Source organism: Streptomyces flavofungini (assembly GCF_041028215.1).
GTDB lineage: Bacteria > Actinomycetota > Actinomycetes > Streptomycetales > Streptomycetaceae > Streptomyces > Streptomyces flavofungini_B.
In genome coordinates this window covers 1-368 of sequence record NZ_JASKYR010001531.1, presented here as the reverse complement: position 1 = coordinate 368, position 368 = coordinate 1, and the positions used below count along the sequence as shown (strand labels likewise).

Below are 368 nucleotides of genomic sequence, written 5' to 3'. Positions count from 1 at the left end.
GGATCAGCCGGGGGTCCATGGACACGGTGGTGAAGGAGCCASYSTGKTCGYCGGAGGTGTGGGTGGCGTGCAGGGTGCAGTCGAAGTAGGCGACGCCGTCGAGGAGGACGGGGGCGCCGGAGTGCGCTCCCGCCCGCCAGGGGCGTCCGGTGAAGGCGGCGGTGCCGCGGGGCCGGGCCGGGTCGGCGAAGTGGCGGGCGTCCTCCTCCTGGCTCGCGGAGAGCACGCTGACCGCGAACGCGCCCCGGGCCAGGAGCGTGTCGTGCAGCCGGGAGGCGCGTCCCAGGCCGATGAGGATCAGCCGGGGGTCCATGGACACGGTGGTGAAGGAGTTGACGGTGGTGCCGTGTGGCGTGCCGTCCTGGGAG

The 368-nt window shown here is 73.8% G+C and carries 1 pseudogene; it reads right to left on the bottom strand.

Features of this window, described 5'->3' with window-relative positions:
- Positions 1-368 (bottom strand): annotated as a pseudogene (locus AB8Z36_RS42035) (flavin reductase family protein); the annotation flags it as partial.